Here is a 16,161-nt window from a genome sequence, read left to right on the forward strand (position 1 = left end):
GGCATTCTGGCGTCATGGCAGCGACTCCCGAACCGACTCCCGATCCGACCGCCGGCACCGATCCCTTCACCCCGGCCGACCCCGAACAGGCCCGCGCCCAGCGGACCTCCGCCGCGCTCTTCCGTATCGCCGAGCGGCACGCCGCCACCGACGAACAGCGCCGACGGCAGACGAACCCGTACATGCTCGCCCCGCACGAGGCCGTGCGCCTGGTGTCGTTCCTGCTCAGCGGGGCGGCCCTGCCGGAGGAGGGCGAACCGGAGGTCGACCGGGCGGACATCACCGCCGCGCTCAGCCTCGTCCCGCTCGTCCGCGGCGAGATGGACGAACTCGAGGCCGGGCTGCTCCAGATGGCCCGCGGTCGCGGCATGACCTGGCCGGAGATCGCCTTCGGCCTCGGACTCGGCACCCCGCAGGCCGCCCGTCAGCGGTACGAGCGCCTCGCCAGCCGCACCGCGTCGCCCGACGAGGCCTGAGGACGCCTCTACGCCTCCAGCTCCGCCGTACGGTCGCGCAGCCAGCCCAGCAGCCCGGCCACGCGCTCGTCCCGCTCCGGCGGCCGTGGGCTCAGCAGGACGTACGACGAGCCGTCGGGGCGGAAGCCGTGCGGCGCCGCCAACTGCCCGCGCTCCACGTCGTCGCGGACCAGGGCGTACGGGCCGATCGCCACGCCGACCCCGGCCGCCGCGGCCTGCAACGTGAGGTAGAAGTGCTCGAAGGTCTGCCCGGCAGCGTCAGTGCCCCCGGCCTCGTCCGGGCCCGGTTCGCCCGCGGCGTGTCGCCAGTCCTCCCACGCCCTCGGTCGCGTCCGGGTGTGCAGCCGCGGCAGACGATCGACTCCGGACGCGAGCTCGGGCCGGCACACCGGCCCGATCCGCTCTGCGAACAGCGGCGTACGGCTCACCTCCACCGGACACGGGAAGTCGTCCCGCCGGATCGCCAGATCCACCCCGCCCCGGTCGAACGAGACCGGCCCACCGCCCGCCGACAGATGCACCGTCACCTCCGGCACACTCACCGTCAGATCCGGCAGTCTCGGGATCAGCCAGCGCATCAGCAGAGTCGGCTCGCACGACAGCGTCAGCGGCCCATCCGCGTCGCGCCCGGACACCTCACGGGCCGCCGCGTCGATCCGGTCGAGCGCGTCCCGCACCACCGCGGCCAGCCGGTGCGCCTCCGGCGTCGGTCGCAACGTCCGCGCACCCCGCTCGAACAGGGACACCCCGAGCGCCCGCTCCAGGTTCCGGATCTGCCGGCTCACGGCGCCGTGCGTCACATGGAGTTCGCGCGCGGCCGCCGTCATGCTGGCGTGCCGCACCGTGGCCTCGAAGGGCAGCAGCGTGTTCGGCGGTGGCAGGTCCGGCCAAGGGTTCACCTGTGCATTCTCCTCACCGGCCCTGTGAGAATGAATCGTTTGTCCAGCGACTTTCCCCTGGCCCAGACTCGATCCCGTCACCGCACCCACACCCCTGGAGGCACCGGCATGGCCACCCTCGCCATCCTCGCCGACGACCTCACCAGCGCCGGAGACGGGGCAGCCCCCTTCCGCCGCGCGGGCCACCCCGCCCGCATCCTCCTCACCTCCCCGGCGACCTCACCCGCACCGGGTATCACCGTCCCGGCGGCACCGGCAGCCCCCGGCGTCACCGCCCTCGACCTCGGGACACGTCTCCTCGACGAGCCCACCGCCGCCGATCTCACCCGAAGCGCCGCCCGCGCCTTCGCCGGCGCCGAACTGCTGCTCAAGACGGTGGACTCCACCCTCCGCGGTCATGTCGCCGCCGAGATCCGGGCCGCGTGGGAGGGCTCGGGCCGCAGGTCCGTCGTCGTCGCGCCCGCGTTCCCCGCCGAAGGCCGCACGACCCGGCACGCCGTCCAGTACGTGCGCGGCGTCCCCGTCCACCGGAGCGAGTTCGCCCGCGACCCCGTCCACCCCGTCACCCGCTCCGACCTCACCGCCGTCCTGCCCGCCGCCGTGGCCGTCGAGCCCGACGACGCGGCCGAGCGCCTCCCAGGACTGCTCGACCGGGGCGGCCTGTTCGTCTGCTCGGCCACCGCCGACGCCGACCTCGACCGGATCGTCGCCGCCGTTCCCCGCCCCGACGAGGTGCTGTGGGTCGGCTCCCCGGGCCTCGCCGCCGCCCTCGCGCGCCACCACGCCCAACCCGAGGGTTCGCCTTCTGTGCTGCCTGTGGCCCGCCGCCCCCTTTGCGTGGTCGGCAGCGCCAACCCTGCCACCCGCAGCCAACTCGCCCGGCTCCGCGCGGAAGCCCACGCCGACGGCGTCGTCGCCGGTCCCGATCCACTGGCCACCGCCGCCGCGCTCCGCCGTCTCACCGCCCCGGTCCTCACCCTCGCCACCCCCGACGACCGCATCGCGCCCACGGCCGCCCGCGCCCTCGCGGCGGCCATGGCCGCCGCCGTACGCGCCCTCGCCGCGGACGGAACCGTGGACGCGCTCGTCGTCACCGGCGGCGAGACGGCCGCCGCCGTCCTCCACGCCCTCGAAGCCACCGGCCTCGACCTCGTGGACGAACCCGAGCCCGGGGTCGCCCGCGGCACCCTCCTCGGCGGCCCCGCCGCCCTCCCCGTCCTCGTCAAGGCCGGCGGCTTCGGCGACGACGTCACGCTCGTACGCCTCTGCCGCCTCACCCTCGGCGCCGGGGAGCGCGCATGACGCCGATCGCTCTCACCATGGGCGACCCCTGCGGCATCGGCCCCGAGATCGTGCTCAGGGCCTGCGCCGACCCGTCCCGCGTCCCCGGGCCGGTCCTCGTCGTCGGGGACCCGGGCGTCCTGGCCCGCGCCGAACGCGTCGTCCGCACCGGCCTGGCCGTCAACCCCGTCGCGGGGCCCGAGGAAGCGGCCCACGAGCCGGGCGTCCTCGACGTCCTGCCCGTGGGCGAGAGGCTCCCGGCCGACCTGCCCCTGGGTGCCGTCGACGCCCGCGCGGGAGCCGCCTCGTACGCGTATGTGCGGCGCGCCGGCGAACTCGCGCTCGGCGGCGCCGTGCGCGCCATGACGACCGCGCCCGTCAACAAGGAGGCCCTGCGGCTCGCCGGGATCCCGCACCCGGGGCACACCGAGATCCTCGCCGAGCTCTCCGGCACCTCCGACTACGCCATGATGATGGCCGACGACCGGCTGCGGGTGGTCCTGGTGACGGTCCACCAGTCCCTCCGCGACGCCATCGACGCGCTGACCCCGGCCCGCGAACTCGACGTCATCCGGCTGACCGACCGCACCCTGCGCCGCAGCACCCCGTCCGCACCGCGCATCGCCGTCGCCGGGCTCAACCCGCACGCCGGCGAGAACGGACTGTTCGGCCGTGAGGACCTCGACGTCATCGCCCCCGCCGTCGCGGCCGCCCGCGCCGAAGGCATCGACGCGCACGGCCCGCTGCCCGCCGACACGGTCTTCATGCGGGCCCGTGCGGGCGAGTTCGACGCGGTGGTCGCGCAGTACCACGACCAGGGCCTGATCCCGGTCAAGTACCTCGGGCTCCAGCACGGCGTGAACATCACTGTCGGCCTGCCGTTCGTCCGCACCAGCGTCGACCACGGCACGGCGTTCGACCTTGCCGGAACCGGCACCGCGGACCACACGGCCCTGCTCACGGCCCTGCGCCACGCCGACGCCCTGGCCCGCTGACCGTCCCGCCGTCGGAACCGTTGTCAGTGGCGCCGGGCAGGATGGAGGTCATGGAACCTTCACGGACGATCGAGCTCCTCTGGAGCCGGATCCAGGCCCGGGACTGGTCGGGGGTCGGCGAGCTGCTGGCGGACGACCTGGTCGTGGAATGGCCGGTCAGCGCGGAACGCATCCGGGGCAGGGAGAACTTCATACGCGTCAACGCGGAGTACCCGGAGGGATGGTCGATCAAGGTCCTCCGCATCGTGGCCTCCGGGAACGACGTCGTCTCCGAGGTGGAAGTCCCTCACGAGACGATGGGGGTCTTCCGGGTGGCGTCGTTCTGGACCGTATGCGACGGCCTGGTCGCCCGTGGATGCGAATACTGGACGGAGCGGGGAGAGGCCCCCTCTCCGGCGTGGCGCGCTCCGTACGTCGAGCGCATCTGAGGTCACGCCCTGCCGGTCAGCGGCTGACGCAGCGGAAGCCGAGGTGGCAGGCGGACGTGGTGTCCGGCTCCGCGGCGCGGGCGGCGGGGCGGAAGTGGTGGCAGGCGCGCGGGGTGCACAGATGCGAGCCGCCCTTGATCACCCGCTGCGTCTCGGGCTCGGCGGCGTCCGGGACGCGGCACGGGTGGGCGGGTGCGCAGCTGAGTTCGGCCGAGGCGGGGTCGGTCGTCCACTCCCAGACGTTGCCGACCATGTCGTGCAGACCGAGACCGTTGCGGTCGTACGCGCCGACGGGGGAGGTGCCGGGCGGGGTGGCGCGCCGCCAGGGGAAGTCGCCGTGCCAGGTGTTGGCCATCCGGCGGCCGTGCGGGGCGAGCTCGTCGCCCCAGGGGTACGCGGCGCCCGCGAGGCCGCCGCGGGCGGCGAACTCCCACTCCGCCTCGGTGGGCAGCTGCTTGCCGGCCCAGCCGGCGTACGCGGTGGCGTCCGTGTACGTGACGTGGGTGACCGGATGGTCCGCGCGGTCCTCGAGTGTGGATGCGGGGCCGAGCGGGTGACGCCAGTCGGCGCCGGGGACGTACGCCCACCACTGGTTGCGGTCCTCGAGGGGCACCGGGCCCTGTGTCTGCCGGAAGACGTACGAGCCGGGGACCCGGGACGGGACGGGCGGGGTGGACGGCCGCTCTGCTGCGGTGACGTGGCCGGTCGCCAGCACGAAGGCCGCGTACTCGGCGTTCGTGACGGGCCGGATGTCCATGAAGAAGCCTGTGACGGAGACCGGCCGTACGGGACGTTCCTCCGGGTGGAACGTTTCGCTGCCCATCGCGCAGGTTCCTCCGGGGACCCACACCATGCCCTCGGGAACCGCCCGTACCCCGTGAATTTCCAGGCCCTCAGTCATGCCGGAGAGCTTAGCGATAGAACGGGCAATACGGTCATATCGCCCCGACTGTGATCTACGCGTCGCAGTGCCGGCGTCCCCGGCTGGACGCGCGGGTGATGAGCTGCGTGGGCATCGTGACGCTGTCCGGGTTGTCGTGCCCGATTCCTTCGATGGCGTCGATGAGGAGTTGGACGACGGCGGTGCCGATGCGGCGGGGTTTGAGGGAGAGGGTGGTGATGGGGGGTTCGGTGGTGGCGTAGACGGTGGATTCGCTGCAGCAGACGAGGAGGAGGTCGTCGGGGACGCGGAGTCCGTAGCGTCGTGCGGCGGCGAGGAGGTCGGTGCCGTTGGGGTCGAAGAGTCCGTAGACGGCGTCGGGTCGGTCGGGTCGGGCGAGGAGGCGGTCGGCGGCGACGGCTCCGGCGCAGGGGTCGTGTGCGGGGTAGGCCTCGTAGACGGGGTCTTGTCCGACGCGGTTGCACCAGTGGAGGTAGGCCTGGGTGGAGAGTCGGGTGTAGGTGTCGGTGGTGGTGCCGGTGAGGAGTCCGATGCGGCGGGCGCCGGCGTCGGCGAGGTGGTCGAGGAGGTCGAGGACGGCTGCTTCGTGGTCGTTGTCGACCCAGGCGGTGACGGGGAGGGTGCCGGCGGGGCGTCCGTCGGAGACGACGGGGAGGCCTTGGCGGACGAGTTCGGTGACGACGGGGTCGTGGTCGGAGGGGTCGATGACGACGGTGCCGTCGAGGGCGACGTTGGACCAGACGTCGTGTCGGCTGGTGGCGGGGAGGATGACCAGGGCGTATCCGCGGGCGAGTGCGGCGGAGGTGGCGGCTCTGGCCATTTCGGCGAAGTAGGCGAATTCGGTGAAGGTGAAAGGTTCATCCCCGTAGGTGGTGACGGTCAGGCCGATCAGGCCGGACTTTCCGGTACGGAGGGTGCGGGCCGCTGCGGACGGGCGGTAGCCCAGTCGGTCGGCGACTTCGCGGACGTGGCGGCGGGTGGCGTCCGGGAGCCGGCCCTTGCCGTTGAGCGCGTCGGAGACAGTCGTGATGGAGACCCCGGCGGCGGCGGCCACGTCCCGGATGCCCATGCGGGAGCGTCGGTGAGCTGCAGTCTTCATGTTCACCTGATCGTAGGTGTGGAGCGAGGCGGCGAAGCCTGCCGTTCGGCGGAGTTGACGCTTTTTCATCTCGGTCACGACCGGTGATCGCCTGCCGAGGGCGGCTCCCGGAGCGCCCCGGGGCGGGCCGAGTGGATCACCGGTACGGATGACGGCGCGCGTGTGACTCGGATGCCGTGCCGTCGTCGGCGTTTCGTATGCACCTTTTCTGGCAGTCTGTTGCGTTGTGTGTGCCTGACGGGGCACCAGTACGACCTAAGGGGTGGCAGTGCGAGCGGTGATGCGGAGCCGGACGAAGAGGACCGCCGCCGGGGTCTCGGCCGCGGCGCTTCTGCTGCTGACGGGCTGCGACGTACCGGGCGTCTACCGCCCCGCCCGCCCCGCGAGCGGAGGCCCGTTCACCTTCTACGTGAGCCCGGACGGCGACGACAAGAACGACGGCATGTCGCCGGAGACCGCGTGGCGGACCCTCGCCCACGCCGACGACGCGCGCTTCCGGCCCGGCGACCGGCTCCGCCTCAAGGGCGGCGCGCGGTTCCCCGGCCGCCTCACCCTCGGCAGGAACGAAGCGGGCAGCGCGATCAAGCCCGTCATCATCGAGTCGTACGGAACCGGCCGCGCCGTCGTCGTCACCGCCGGGACCTCCGCCATCGCCGTCCGGGACACCGGCGGCGTCGAGATCCGCAACGTCTCCCTGGTCGGCGCCAAGGGATCACTGCGCTACGGCGAGGGCATCTCCTTCCTGAACAAGCGGCCGGACGGCAGGCGACTCGACCACGTCAGGATCTCCAACGTCGACGTCAGCGGCTTCCGCAACGGGATCAGCGTCGAAGCGGGCGCGCAGCACGTGGGCTTCAGCGACGTACGGATCACCGACTCCGCCGTCCACCACAACCTCGAGGCCGGAATCTCCTTCGACGGCCCCGACTTCGAGGCCGAGAGCCCCGTGTACGCACACCAGCGCGTACGGATCGAGCGGGTCAAGGCGTACCGGAACAGCGGCGATCCCGACGAGGACTACCGCAACACCGGCAGCGGCATCAAGCTCGGCAGCGTCCGGGACGGCAAGGTCCAGCGCTCCGTGGCGCACGACAACGGCGCGAAGTCATCCGCCAACGCGGACGAGGGCCCCGAGGGCATCTGGGTCTTCGACTCCACCCGCGTCGTGCTCGAACACAACACGTCCTACCGCAACCGCACCGGCTCCACGGTCGACGGCGGCGGCTTCGGTCTCGACAACAACGTGTCGTCCTCGGTGATGCAGTACAACCTGGCCTACGGCAACGACGGGCCCGGATTCCTCGTGTACTCCGGAATGCCGACCGGCGCCCACAAGAACAACATCGTGCGCTTCAACATGAGTTGGGACGACGCGCGGAGCCTCCCCGACTACGGCGGCATCGTCGCCTTCGGCACCCGCATGAAGAACCTGGACATCTACCACAACACCGTCGTCATGCGGACCGACGGACTGCAGGCCGCGGAGGACACCGGCGAGCGGCCCCCCGCCCTCCGGCTGCGCGACGGCATGCGCAACGTCCGCGTCCACAACAACATCTTCGTCACCGACGGAGGCCCGCTGGTGGAGGCCCAGTCGGCGTACAGCCCTCAGTACATGCGGCTGCAGGGCAACGACTACTACAGCACCGGCGACTGGGGGCTGTTGTGGGGCGACAAGCGGTACCGGACGCTGGCCGCCTGGCGGCAGGCGTCGCGCCAGGAGATCCTCGACGGCGATCCGACCGGCTCGAAGGAGGACCCCTGCCTGCGAGGCATGGCCGCCCCGGTCACCGACCGGGCCGGTGCCGGGAACCTCGTACCGCGCTGCGCCGGCGAGGTGCCGGCCGGACTCACCCCCGACGAGACCGGCGTCGACCCCGGTCCCGTCGACTACTTCGGGACCCGGCTCGGCAGCGCGCCGACGGTGGGCGCCGCCCAGCCCCGGACGGACGACTGAGCGCCACGCCGCGACCATCCGGATCCGGTCTCGTGGTCGCGGCACCCGCCCGAATTCAGGTGCCCGAGATCAAGATCGCGCATAACCTCGTGCGGGACCACGATCCCCAGGAGCGCACATGGACGGCACGGACCACCTGGACCGCATCACGCTGCCGGTGACCACCCAGCGGCTGAGCCTGCGTCTGTTCACCGCCGACGACCTCGACGACATGCACGCGTACCAGGGACTGGAGAGCGTCGCCCGCTACCTGTACCGGCCGCCGCGCACGCGTGACCGCTGCGCCGAGGTCATCGAGAAGATCTCCGCACCCACCGGCTGGTCGAAGGACGGCGACGAACTCGTCCTCGCCGTGACCCGCGCCGACGCGCCCGGCGTCATCGGCGAGGTCGTCGTCAAGCTGGCCGGCGCGCACGCGCAGCAGGTGGAGATCGGCTGGGCGCTCCATCCCGAGCACGAGGGCCGCGGATACGCCACCGAGGCCGCCCGCGCCGTCGCCTCCCTAGCCTTCGACACGCTCGGCGCGCACCGGATCTTCGCCCGCCTCGACGTGGAGAACACCGGCTCGGCGAAACTCTGCGAGCGCCTGGGGATGCGTCGCGAGGCGCACCTCGTGGAGAACGATCTCGACGGAGAGCGCTGGGGCAGCGAGTACGTCTACGCGGCACTCGTACACGACCTCGAGCGCTGACCGTGCGACACGACCCGGCAGGAGGAGCCGACATGTCCCGTCCCGTCACCGTGGTCACCGGAGGCAGCCGCGGCATCGGCGCCGCGGCCTGCGTCCGGCTCGCGGCCGAGGGCCACGACCTGGTCCTCGGGTACGTACGCGACGCCGCGGCCGCCGAGGCGACGGCGGCCGCCGTCCGCGCGGCGGGAGCGCGCTGTGTCGCCGTACGCGCCGACACGTCCGAGGAGAAGGACGTGGACCGGCTGTTCGACATGGCGGCCGGCGAACTCGGGCCGGTCACCGGCCTGGTGAACAACGCAGGCGTCACCGGGCCGCTGACCCGGTTCGTCGACGTCCGTACCGAGGACCTGCGCCGCGTGCTCGACGTCAACGTGTTCGGGTACCTGCTGTGTGCGCGGCGGGCGGCCCGGGACATGGCGGCGCGGGGCGCCGGCGCCATCGTGAACGTGTCGTCCGCGGCCGCCACTCTGGGCAGCCCCGGCGAGTACGTGCACTACGCGGCGACGAAGGCGGCCACGGACGCCCTGACCGTGGGCCTCGCCAAAGAACTGGGCCCGGACGGCATTCGCGTGAACGGCGTCGCCCCGGGCGTGGTGGAGACCGACATGCACGCGGCCATGGGGGATCCCGACCGTCCGGCCAAGGCGGCGGCGACGATCCCGCTCGGGCGGCCGGGACAGCCGGGCGAGATCGCCGCGGCGATCGCCTGGCTGCTGTCGCCGGACGCCTCGTACACCACCGGGACCGTGCTGCGGGTCGCCGGAGGACGGTGATCGCGGCCGATACCGGTTCATGCGTGACCGATCGGCCGCTCAGTAGTTGTTCTGGTCATGAAGAAGCGCAGCATGCTCGCCGTGGCGTCCTTCGCCGCCGGCGTCGTCACAGCCATCGTCAGCCCCTCGCCCGCCTCCGCCGCCGTCGGCGCCGAGGGCCTGAACCTCCTGCCGGACCCGACGTCGGTGGGGTCCGTCGTCACCGACACGGTGGAGGACCTGAGCAGCGGCCAGCTGGCCGGGCCGGGCACGGGCGAAGGTCTGCTCGCCCAGAACTGACCACCCGGAGGCAGATGCCGAAGGACCACGACGGTCGTCCGTCGTGGTCCTTCGGCGTTGTCAGTGGCGGGGGTTAGCGTATGTACCAAGGTCCGGAGAACGGACTGCAACGGGGGCGCATCGGGGGGCACGGCGTGAGTTTTCACATGCATCTGCGGGCGGTGGTCGAGGGCGAGGCCCGGGCCGAGGCAGGGTGGCTCGAGACCTTCATGCGCGACGCCTGGGACGTGATCGAGGTGGAGTACGCGGCGGGGGTGGCGGCGGCGATCGAGAAGGACTTCGGGAAGCTCCACGAGCTGTACGAGGCCACGAGGGTCGTCGATCCGGACGCCGGGCCGGAGTGGGAACTGCCGGTGTACGGAGGCCGGGTCGTGTACCGCTCCGATGCCGACCGGCCGCCGTTCATGCTTCTTGGTGCGAGTGACGTCCGGGCGGCGGCCGGCTTTCTGGCCGCGGCGGACTTCGAGGCGCTGTGGGGTGAGGCGGGGGCGAAGCTCGCGCCCCTGTGGAAGGGGCGGCTCGAACCGGCGGAAGCCGAGGAACACAAGGCGCTGATCAAGGCTCACATACGCGCGCACCACGACGGTCTGCGCGCGTTCTACGGGCGGGCTGCCGCGGCCGGGCACGAAGTCGTCAAGGCGTACTGGTACTGACGGCGGAGGGAGAAAGGCCGCGCGGGCGCGAGGCGGTCCGTGCTTGGATTCCGGCCGTGACTTCTGATCTTGCTCCTGACCTCGCTCCCGACCTCGTTCCCGAGCTCCGCCGCGACCTGCTGGACCGCATAGAGCGCTACTACGACGCGGTGCCCCGATCCTCGGCCCGGGCCGAGGACTTCGGGACGCTCACCCTCTTCGTGCGGGAAGGCGCGGGCTGGCCCTACTACGCGCGGCCCGCCCTGGGCTCGGCGGCCGGGGCGACCGCCGACGACGTGGAGCGGGTCCGTGCGCGGCAGCGGGAGCTGGGGGTGCCGGAGGCGTTGGAGTGGGTCGACGAGACCACGCCGGGGCTGCGCGCGGCGGTCGAGGCGACCGGGCTCGCCGTCCACGCGCACCCGCTGATGGCGCTCGACCTGGATGCGGACGCGCCCGCCGGGCCGGCGGAGCCGCCGCGGGCCGACGGGGCGGTCGTACGGATGCTCGCGGCGGACGACCCCGCGCTGCTCGGCGCGATGTGCGTCCCGCAGCTGGCCTTCGCCGACCGGGGCACCGCGGTCGGAGCGGCGGGCGCGGTGGAGCTGGCCGAGCGGATGCGGGAGCAGGCCGGAGCGGGCACGGTGGGGAGGATCGCGCGGCGGATCGAGGAGGGGCTGACGCGGCAGGCGGCCGCGCTGGAGGACGACACCGTGCTGTGCGCGGGACAGCACCAGCCGGTGGGGGAGGTCAGCGAGATCGTCGGCGTCGGCACACTGCCGGCCGCCCGCCGACGCGGCCTGGGGGCGGCCGTCACCGCCGCCCTGGTCGCCGACGCGCGGGCCCGGGGCGTACGGACGGTCTTCCTGTCCGCCGGGGACGAGCACGTGGCCCGGATCTACGCCCGCGTGGGCTTCCGCCGCGTCGGCACGGCCCTCATCGCGGAACCGGCGGAGGACACCGCCGGGCAGTGAGGCACGGGGGCGGGCTCCTCGCAGCCTGGCTCTGCGCCGCGCCTTACGCCCATCACGGTCGGCGTCGCGGGGCGAAGCGGCGAAGTACGAGGCCGAGGTGAGGCCCCGGTGCAAGCCGCTCGGCGCGTGGCTCTGTGAGAGCGCCCCGCCCGTGACGGTGACCATTCCGGGCAGGGCAGGGCAGGGCAGGGCGGGGGCAGAGGGCGACGCCGGGCTTTGAGGCCCGTGGGGCGGGAGTCGCTTGGGTGCGGTGATCCGGCGCCGCCCCGCCCGTTGTGGGCGGGGCGGTGACGGCGTGCGGCCCCAGGGCGGACTAGGCCAGGGCCGTGGTGCGGTCCGGGCCGGTGGCCGGGGAGGTGATCGTCGTGCGCAGGGGGGTGGTCGGGCGGTCGGAGTCGGGGCGGTCCGTGGGGGTGGGGCGGCCCAGGGCCTTGACTGTCCAGCCGGCAGCACGCCATTCCTCGTGGGGGAGCGCGTTGCGGCCGTCGACGAGGACCGGTTCGCGGACCACGCGGGCCAGCTTGACCGGGTCCACCTCGCGGTACTGGTCCCACTCCGTGAGGTGGAGGATCAGTTCCGCACCCTGGCAGGCGGTCAACAGGTCGGCGCTGCAGCGCAGTTCCGGGTGGGCGAGCTGCGCGTTGGCGCTGCCCTCCGGGTCGTGGACCCGGACGTCCGCGCCCTCGCGGTGCAGCGTCGCAGCGACGGCCAGCGCCGGCGAGTCGCGTACGTCGTCGCTGTTCGGCTTGAAGGTGGCGCCGAGCACCGTCACCCGACGGCCCGCCAGGTCACCGCCCGCGAGCCGGCGGGCGAGCGCGACGGTCCGGGCCCGCTGCCGCTGGTTGATCTCGTCGACCTGGTCGAGGAACGCCACCGCCGCCCCGACGCCCAACTCCTGCGCCCGCGCGGTGAACGCCCGGATGTCCTTGGGCAGGCAGCCGCCGCCGAAGCCGAGCCCGGCGTTCAGGAAGCGGCGGCCGATCCGGGTGTCGTGGCCCAGCGCGTCGGCGAGCGTGACCACGTCCGCGCCCGCCGCGTCGCAGACCTCGGCCATCGCGTTGATGAACGAGATCTTCGTGGCGAGGAAGGAGTTCGCCGCGACCTTCACCAGCTCCGCCGTGTTCGGGTCGGTGCTGATGTACGGCACGCCGGCCACCACCATCGGGGCGTACACCCGGCGCAGCATCGCGTCGGCCTCGGGGCTCTCGGTGCCGACCACGAGCCGGTCCGGCCGCAGGGTGTCCTCGACGGCGAAGCCCTCGCGCAGGAACTCCGGGTTCCACGCCACCTCGGCCCGTACGCCCGCCGGCGCGAGACCCGCGATCCGGGTCGTCAGCCGGGCCGTCGTGCCCACCGGGACCGTGGACTTGCCGACCACCAGACACGACGCGGGCAGATGCGGGACGAGCCCGTCCACCACGGCGTCGACGTACCGCAGGTCCGCCGCCTGGGAACCGGCCTGCTGCGGCGTGCCGACGCAGATGAAGTGGACCTCGCCGTGCGCCGCGGCCTCGCGCAGACTCGTGGTGAAGCGCAGGCGTCCGGAGGCGAGGGCGCGGGTCAGGACGTCGTCGAGTCCCGGCTCGTAGAACGGGGGCCGGCCTTCGGCGAGGGCGGTGATCTTCTCGACGTCGACGTCGACGCCGAGGACGTCGTGCCCGATGTCGGCCATGCACGCGGCGTGCACAGCTCCGAGGTATCCCGTACCGATGACGGTCAACCGCATGCGGGGTTCTCCTGTCTGAGCGGAACTGCGAGGACGGGGACGGGGACGAAGGGTGGGAGGAGTGCGAGGGTGGGGACCAAGGACGGCGACGGCGACGGCACTCGTCAGGACGCGTAGCCGTAGGGGTTCTGCTGCTGGAAGTTCCACGCGTCGCGGCACATCGCGGCCAGGTCGCGCCGCGCCGTCCAGCCCCAGGCCGCCGCGACCTTGGCCGGATCGGCCACCAGCTCCGCGACGTCGCCGGCCCGGCGCGGCGCGATGCGGTGCGGGATCGGCTGACCGGACGCCTCCTCGAAGGTCTGCACGAGCTCCAGGACGGAGCAGCCGCGCCCGGTGCCGAGGTTGAAGACCTGCAGGCCGGACTCGTCGTCGAGGTGGTCCAGGGCGGCGACATGGCCCTCGGCGACGTCCACGACGTGGATGTAGTCGCGGATCCCGGTGCCGTCAGGCGTCGGGTAGTCGTCGCCGAAGACGCTGAGCTCGTCGCGGCGGCCGACGGCGATCTGCGTGAGGAACGGCATGATGTTGTTCGGGACGCCGCTCGGGTCCTCGCCGAGCAGTCCGCTGGGGTGCGCGCCGGCCGGATTGAAGTACCGCAGCGCCAGCACCCGCAGTTCGGGCACGTGCTGGCAGAGGTCCGCGAGGATGCGCTCGCAGGTCCACTTGGTCGTCGCGTACGGGTTGGTGGGCGCGGCCGGGGACTCCTCGGTGAGCGGGACGACCGTCGCGTTGCCGTAGATCGAGCAGGACGACGAGAACACCAGCCGGTGCACGCCGTGGTCGTGCATCGCCGAGACCAGTGTCGTGGTGCCGCCGACGTTGATGTCGTAGTACGTGAGCGGGATCTGCACCGACTCGCCGACGGCCTTCTTCGCGGCGAAGTGGATCACCGCGTCGATCGGGTGGCTCGTGAACACGGCGTCCAGCGCCCGGCGGTCGCGCACGTCCGCGGTGTGCACCGCGGCGATCGGACGGCCCGCGATCTTCGCGACGCGTTCCAGCGCCTCCGGGGAGCTGTTGGAGTGGTCGTCGAGGACGACCACCTCGTGGCCGGACCGGAGGAGTTCGACACAGGTGTGGCTGCCGATGAAGCCGGCGCCGCCGGTGACCAGGACGGTCTTGGGCACGGGGGACCTCGTTTCTCGAGTGGCCGCGGGGGCTGTCACCAGGCGTAGAAGCCGGCGAGGTAGGAGGGGAAGATGCCGATTGCGAGCGCCACCGGAAGCAGCGTGAGCAGGCCCATCGCCATGGGCAGGGCGGCGGTCCGCACCGCGCGGTGGCGGGGGACGCCGGCTGCCCGCGCGCTCTCCCCGATGTGGAGTGCGGCGATCGCGAGGGTGACCGTGGTGTAGGTGAGGGCGCCGAGGATGGAGAGGAACACGTAGCCGACCGCGGGCCCGGTGAACTGGCCCACGACGGCGGAGCCGGACAGCACCGTGGTGATCAGCAGGTACGGGGCGACCGCGCGCACGGGCAGCGGCTGGAGGCCGCCGTTCTGCTTGGGCGTGACCTTGAAGGTGATCGGACGGGGACGCAGCTTCTGCCGCAGCGCCGCCGTGATGCCCCAGACCGCGTACGGCCAGCGGGCGAGGGCGTACAGCCAGCCCTCCCAGCTGACCAGCGGCGCGTTGCGCGGGCGCAGCAGTCCGCGGCGGCGGCAGAGCAGCATCAGCAGGACCAGCCAGAAGGACATGGCCCAGAAACGCAGCAGGAACTCGCCGTAGTTGACGTTGATCCAGTGCATGCCGGTGACCGCGGCGACGGGCGGCAGCGCGACGCCCATGACCGTCGTCAGGGCGAGCAGCGGGTAGAACGACAGCAGGAACGAGAACCGCCGCCGCAGGCGGCCCGGCAGCCGTCGCATGTGGCCGGGGACGATGCCGAGGAGCAGCATGGCGAGGCTGCGCGACCACTGGAACTCCTGCGTGACCATGGCGGCGAAGGTCATCGGACCGTCGCCGTGCGCCTCCGCCTCGATCGCGAACGCGCCCTGCCAGCCCGCCGAGCTGAGCAGGAAGGTGGTCGACATGTCCTCGGCGAGCTCCGGGCCGAGACCGCCGATCTCCCGCAGCGCCTCCGTGCGCACCGCGTAGTGCGAGCCGATGCACAGCGGGGCGAGGCCGGCCGAGTAGCCGAGCTGGACGGCGCCGTGGAAGGCGCCCTCGCGGTGCAGCCGGCCCCGGGCGGCCCAGGAGTCGTCGGCGTTGGCGTCGCAGATGCTGGGGGCGGCGACATAGCCGATGGCCGGGTCGGAGAAGGGACGGACAGCCTCGGTCAGGTAGTGCGGGTGGGGGACGTGGTCGCAGTCGAGCTGGGCGACGACGTCGTAGTGCTCGTAGCCCCAGTGGTCGTAGAAGTACGCGAGGTTGCCCTCCTTGCACCGGGTGCGCCGCGGCCAGTCGGCGCGGTGGTAGTCGGTCCTGCCGCGGCGGCAGGAGAGGCCGACGCCGTACGTCCGGCACCACTCGAGGATCTCGTCGGTGGGGTCCTCGTCGCAGAGCCACACGTCGTACGGGTGCGGGAAGTCCTGGTCGAGCATCGCCTCCAGCGTCGTCCGGGCCACGTTCCACGGCTCGGAGGGGGCGCGGGTGACGACGAAGGCGGTCCGCAGCGCGGGGACCTTCGCGGCGGGGTCGAAGCACCGGAGCCGGAGCATCGAGGCCAGGAAGTGGATCGGGAGCACCGCCAGATAGACGAGCAGGGCGCTGTTGACGACGAGGCCGACCCAGCTGACGCGGTGCGCCGGCTGCAGCCACCACAGCCAGAACATGGCGGCGCAGGCGACCCAGCCGAGGGCGAGCACGCCCACCAGGAGGCGGTCGCGGAGCCGGAGCGGTCGGACGAAGCTGCCCTTGAGGGGGGTGCGGGCGTGGCGCGGGCCCGCGAAGAGCGGCCCGTCCGGGCCGATGGAGGCGACCGTGCCGTTCGAGCGGGCCGTGATCTCGTGCCCCAGCGCCCGCCACTCCTCCGGCGAACCGGGGGCGGGGGCGAGGACCGGGGGGTCCTGGACGGTGCCGGTCCCGCCGAGGGGACCTTGCTCCAGCGACGTCATG

At 72.9% G+C, this 16,161-nt stretch carries 16 protein-coding genes; 10 read left to right on the plus strand and 6 right to left on the minus strand.

Annotation, left to right across the window (positions count from 1 at the left end; all coding sequences use genetic code 11):
- The first annotated feature begins 14 nt into the window (after positions 1-14).
- On the plus strand, positions 15-476 hold the full coding sequence (locus tag ABZO31_RS32525) for a DNA-binding protein (protein WP_406864918.1): 462 nt from the start codon (positions 15-17) through the stop codon (positions 474-476).
- A gap of 8 nt (positions 477-484) precedes the next feature.
- Here ABZO31_RS32525 and ABZO31_RS32530 read toward each other — a convergent pair whose 3' ends face one another.
- On the minus strand, positions 485-1,375 hold the full coding sequence (locus ABZO31_RS32530) for a LysR substrate-binding domain-containing protein (RefSeq protein WP_406864919.1): 891 nt from the start codon (positions 1,373-1,375) through the stop codon (positions 485-487).
- A 108-nt stretch (positions 1,376-1,483) separates the two neighbouring features.
- Between ABZO31_RS32530 and ABZO31_RS32535 the strand changes: the two genes are divergently transcribed.
- Genes ABZO31_RS32535 through ABZO31_RS32545 form a run of 3 tightly spaced genes read left to right on the plus strand, consistent with a single transcriptional unit; the run spans position 1,484 to position 4,079 of the window.
- Positions 1,484-2,677: a four-carbon acid sugar kinase family protein gene (locus ABZO31_RS32535; RefSeq protein ID WP_406864920.1), complete on the plus strand. Its 1,194-nt coding sequence runs from the start codon at positions 1,484-1,486 to the stop codon at positions 2,675-2,677.
- Positions 2,674-3,651 (plus strand): 4-hydroxythreonine-4-phosphate dehydrogenase PdxA, encoded by a 978-nt coding sequence (gene pdxA, locus ABZO31_RS32540; protein ID WP_406864921.1) that lies wholly within the window; start codon positions 2,674-2,676, stop codon positions 3,649-3,651. Before ABZO31_RS32535 ends, pdxA begins: the two co-directional genes overlap by 4 nt.
- A 50-nt stretch (positions 3,652-3,701) precedes the next feature.
- Positions 3,702-4,079: a nuclear transport factor 2 family protein gene (locus ABZO31_RS32545; protein WP_406864922.1), complete on the plus strand. Its 378-nt coding sequence runs from the start codon at positions 3,702-3,704 to the stop codon at positions 4,077-4,079.
- 16 nt (positions 4,080-4,095) lie between these two features.
- Here ABZO31_RS32545 and ABZO31_RS32550 read toward each other — a convergent pair whose 3' ends face one another.
- Positions 4,096-4,980 (minus strand): formylglycine-generating enzyme family protein, encoded by an 885-nt coding sequence (locus ABZO31_RS32550; RefSeq protein ID WP_406864923.1) that lies wholly within the window; start codon positions 4,978-4,980, stop codon positions 4,096-4,098.
- A gap of 55 nt (positions 4,981-5,035) precedes the next feature.
- Complete coding sequence (locus ABZO31_RS32555; protein ID WP_406864924.1) at positions 5,036-6,079, minus strand: LacI family DNA-binding transcriptional regulator; 1,044 nt, start codon at positions 6,077-6,079, stop codon at positions 5,036-5,038.
- 262 nt (positions 6,080-6,341) lie between these two features.
- On the opposite strand from ABZO31_RS32555, the gene ABZO31_RS32560 reads away from it, so the two are divergent.
- The 6 genes from ABZO31_RS32560 (at position 6,342) to ABZO31_RS32585 (ending at position 11,382) form a co-directional block, all read left to right on the plus strand.
- Entirely contained in the window at positions 6,342-8,036 is a 1,695-nt protein-coding gene (locus ABZO31_RS32560) for a right-handed parallel beta-helix repeat-containing protein (RefSeq protein ID WP_406864925.1), read from the plus strand.
- 118 nt (positions 8,037-8,154) lie between these two features.
- Positions 8,155-8,727, plus strand: coding sequence for a GNAT family N-acetyltransferase (locus ABZO31_RS32565; protein WP_406864926.1), 573 nt, complete (start codon positions 8,155-8,157; stop codon positions 8,725-8,727).
- Positions 8,728-8,759: 32 nt separating this feature from the next.
- Positions 8,760-9,500, plus strand: coding sequence for an SDR family NAD(P)-dependent oxidoreductase (locus ABZO31_RS32570; protein ID WP_406864927.1), 741 nt, complete (start codon positions 8,760-8,762; stop codon positions 9,498-9,500).
- Positions 9,501-9,557: 57 nt separating this feature from the next.
- Positions 9,558-9,779: a hypothetical protein gene (locus tag ABZO31_RS32575; protein ID WP_406864928.1), complete on the plus strand. Its 222-nt coding sequence runs from the start codon at positions 9,558-9,560 to the stop codon at positions 9,777-9,779.
- A gap of 134 nt (positions 9,780-9,913) precedes the next feature.
- The gene (locus ABZO31_RS32580; RefSeq protein WP_406864929.1) at positions 9,914-10,432 is read left to right on the plus strand and encodes a DUF1877 family protein; all 519 of its coding nucleotides are present in this window, start codon (positions 9,914-9,916) and stop codon (positions 10,430-10,432) included.
- 56 nt (positions 10,433-10,488) lie between these two features.
- Entirely contained in the window at positions 10,489-11,382 is an 894-nt protein-coding gene (locus tag ABZO31_RS32585) for a GNAT family N-acetyltransferase (protein ID WP_406864930.1), read from the plus strand.
- A 313-nt stretch (positions 11,383-11,695) separates the two neighbouring features.
- Here the strand turns inward: ABZO31_RS32585 and ABZO31_RS32590 are convergent, their stop codons facing one another.
- The 3 genes from ABZO31_RS32590 to ABZO31_RS32600 form a co-directional block, all read right to left on the minus strand.
- Positions 11,696-13,108 carry a UDP-glucose dehydrogenase family protein gene (locus ABZO31_RS32590; protein WP_406864931.1) on the minus strand — a complete coding sequence of 471 codons (1,413 nt, stop codon included), beginning with the start codon at positions 13,106-13,108 and terminating at the stop codon, positions 11,696-11,698.
- A gap of 104 nt (positions 13,109-13,212) precedes the next feature.
- The gene (gene galE / locus ABZO31_RS32595) at positions 13,213-14,235 is read right to left on the minus strand and encodes a UDP-glucose 4-epimerase GalE (RefSeq protein ID WP_406864932.1); all 1,023 of its coding nucleotides are present in this window, start codon (positions 14,233-14,235) and stop codon (positions 13,213-13,215) included.
- 35 nt (positions 14,236-14,270) lie between these two features.
- Complete coding sequence (locus ABZO31_RS32600) at positions 14,271-16,160, minus strand: glycosyltransferase family 2 protein (RefSeq protein WP_406864933.1); 1,890 nt, start codon at positions 16,158-16,160, stop codon at positions 14,271-14,273.
- Between the last annotated feature and the right edge of the window lies 1 nt (position 16,161).

This window comes from Streptomyces solicamelliae, assembly GCF_045348655.1.
Classification (GTDB): domain Bacteria; phylum Actinomycetota; class Actinomycetes; order Streptomycetales; family Streptomycetaceae; genus Streptomyces; species Streptomyces solicamelliae.